1 rRNA gene is annotated in these 3420 nt (G+C 57.3%); it reads left to right on the forward strand.

Features of this window, described 5'->3' with window-relative positions:
* Positions 1-278 precede the first annotated feature (278 nt).
* Positions 279-3399, forward strand: a 23S ribosomal RNA gene (locus AC068D_RS35565).
* Positions 3400-3420 lie beyond the last annotated feature (21 nt).

Below are 3420 nucleotides of genomic sequence, written 5' to 3' on the forward strand. Positions count from 1 at the left end.
CTCGGTCAGAGGCCAGAACATCGGCGAATGTCCGATGCTGGTTGCTCATGGGTGGAACGTTGATTATTCGGCACGGTCAGTGAGGACTGTTAGTACTGCTTCGGCGTGGAACGCAGAGTCTCAACTGGTCGTGTCGGGCACGTTGTTGGGTATCTGAGGGTACGGACTGCGGTCCCTATCTTCGTGATGCCGGCCCCGGTGAACTCGTCCCTTGTGTGGATGGGGTGGCGGGTGGCTGGTCGTTGCTTGAGAACTGCACAGTGGACGCGAGCATCTGTGGCCAAGTTTTTAAGGGCGCACGGTGGATGCCTTGGCACCAGGAACCGATGAAGGACGTGGGAGGCCACGATAGGCCCCGGGGAGCTGTCAACCGAGCTTTGATCCGGGGGTGTCCGAATGGGGAAACCCGGCAGTCGTCATGGGCTGTCACCCGCTGCTGAACACATAGGCAGTGTGGAGGGAACGAGGGGAAGTGAAACATCTCAGTACCCTCAGGAAGAGAAAACAACCGTGATTCCGGGAGTAGTGGCGAGCGAAACCGGATGAGGCTAAACCTACGACGTGTGAGACCCGGCAGGGGTTGCGTCGTGGGGGTTGTGGGAGTGTGCTTGATCGGTCTGCCGGCCGGTCGGAGAGTCAGAAACCGTATGGATAGGCGAAGGGCATGCGAAAGGCCCGGCGTAGAGGGTAAGACCCCCGTAGCTGAAATCTGTACGGCTCTCTTGCGTATTTCCCAAGTAGCACGGGGCCCGAGAAATCCCGTGTGAATCTGGCGGGACCACCCGCTAAGCCTAAATATTCCCTGGTGACCGATAGCGGATAGTACCGTGAGGGAATGGTGAAAAGTACCGCGGGAGCGGAGTGAAATAGTACCTGAAACCGTGTGCCTACAAGCCGTGGGAGCGTCGGACACTCTTTGGAGTGTCTCGTGACTGCGTGCCTTTTGAAGAATGAGCCTGCGAGTTTGCGGTGTGTTGCGAGGTTAACCCGTGTGGGGAAGCCGTAGCGAAAGCGAGTCCGAATAGGGCGATATAGTAGCGCGCTCAAGACCCGAAGCGGAGTGATCTAGCCATGGGCAGGTTGAAGCGGAGGTAAGACTTCGTGGAGGACCGAACCCACCAGGGTTGAAAACCTGGGGGATGACCTGTGGTTAGGGGTGAAAGGCCAATCAAACTCCGTGATAGCTGGTTCTCCCCGAAATGCATTTAGGTGCAGCGTCGTGTGTTTCTTGCCGGAGGTAGAGCACTGGATAGGCGATGGGCCCTACCGGGTTACTGACCTTAGCCAAACTCCGAATGCCGGTAAGTGAGAGCACGGCAGTGAGACTGTGGGGGATAAGCTCCATGGTCGAGAGGGAAACAGCCCAGAGCATCGACTAAGGCCCCTAAGCGTACGCTAAGTGGGAAAGGATGTGGAGTCGCAGAGACAACCAGGAGGTTGGCTTAGAAGCAGCCACCCTTGAAAGAGTGCGTAATAGCTCACTGGTCAAGTGATTCCGCGCCGACAATGTAGCGGGGCTCAAGCGTACCGCCGAAGTCGTGTCATTGCAGTACATACCCCCAACGGGGACTGTGATGGGTAGGGGAGCGTCGTGTGCCGGGTGAAGCAGCCGCGGAAGCGAGTTGTGGACGGTTCACGAGTGAGAATGCAGGCATGAGTAGCGATACACACGTGAGAAACGTGTGCGCCGATTGACTAAGGGTTCCTGGGTCAAGCTGATCTGCCCAGGGTAAGTCGGGACCTAAGGCGAGGCCGACAGGCGTAGTCGATGGACAACCGGTTGATATTCCGGTACCCGCTTTGAAACGCCCAATATCGAGCCCATTAATGCTAAGGCCGTGAAGCCGCCGGGTGAGTCTTCGGACGATCTCGGAGTGGTGGAGCCGCTGACCCAAGGTGGTAGTAGGTAAGTGATGGGGTGACGCAGGAAGGTAGTCCAGCCCGGGCGGTGGTTGTCCCGGGGTAAGGGTGTAGCCCGAGAGATAGGCAAATCCGTCTCTCATGAGGGTGAGACCTGATGCCGAGCCGATTGTGGCGAAGTGGATGATCCTATGCTGTCGAGAAAAGCCTCTAGCGAGTTTCATGGCGGCCCGTACCCTAAACCGACTCAGGTGGTCAGGTAGAGAATACCGAGGCGTTCGGGTGAACTATGGTTAAGGAACTCGGCAAAATGCCCCCGTAACTTCGGGAGAAGGGGGGCCATGTCTGGTGAGAGGACTTGCTCCTCGAGCTGGGTGTGGCCGCAGAGACCAGCGAGAAGCGACTGTTTACTAAAAACACAGGTCCGTGCGAAGCCGTAAGGCGATGTATACGGACTGACGCCTGCCCGGTGCTGGAACGTTAAGGGGACCGGTTAGCTCCATTTCGGTGGGGCGAAGCTGAGAACTTAAGCGCCAGTAAACGGCGGTGGTAACTATAACCATCCTAAGGTAGCGAAATTCCTTGTCGGGTAAGTTCCGACCTGCACGAATGGCGTAACGACTTCTCGACTGTCTCAACCATAGGCCCGGTGAAATTGCACTACGAGTAAAGATGCTCGTTTCGCGCAGCAGGACGGAAAGACCCCGGGACCTTTACTACAGTTTGATATTGGTGTTCGGTTCGGCTTGTGTAGGATAGGTGGGAGACTTTGAAGCATGCACGCCAGTGTGTGTGGAGTCGCCGTTGAAATACCACTCTGGTCGTGCTGGATGTCTAACCTGGGTCCGTGATCCGGATCAGGGACAGTGTCTGATGGGTAGTTTAACTGGGGCGGTTGCCTCCCAAAGGGTAACGGAGGCGCCCAAAGGTTCCCTCAGCCTGGTTGGCAATCAGGTGTTGAGTGTAAGTGCACAAGGGAGCTTGACTGTGAGACCGACGGGTCGAGCAGGGACGAAAGTCGGGACTAGTGATCCGGCGGTGGCTTGTGGAAGCGCCGTCGCTCAACGGATAAAAGGTACCCCGGGGATAACAGGCTGATCTTCCCCAAGAGTCCATATCGACGGGATGGTTTGGCACCTCGATGTCGGCTCGTCGCATCCTGGGGCTGGAGTCGGTCCCAAGGGTTGGGCTGTTCGCCCATTAAAGCGGTACGCGAGCTGGGTTTAGAACGTCGTGAGACAGTTCGGTCCCTATCCGCTGTGCGCGCAGGAGTCTTGAGAAGGGCTGTCCCTAGTACGAGAGGACCGGGACGGACGAACCTCTGGTGTGCCAGTTGTCCTGCCAAGGGCATGGCTGGTTGGCTACGTTCGGGAGGGATAACCGCTGAAAGCATCTAAGCGGGAAGCCTGCTTCGAGATGAGGACTCCCACCCACTAGATGGGGTAAGGCTCCCAGTAGACGACTGGGTTGATAGGCCAGATGTGGAAGCCAGGTAACTGGTGAAGCTGACTGGTACTAATAGGCCGAGGGCTTGTCCTCAGTTGCTCGCGTCCACTGTGT

This window comes from Streptomyces sp. NPDC043861, assembly GCF_056435905.1.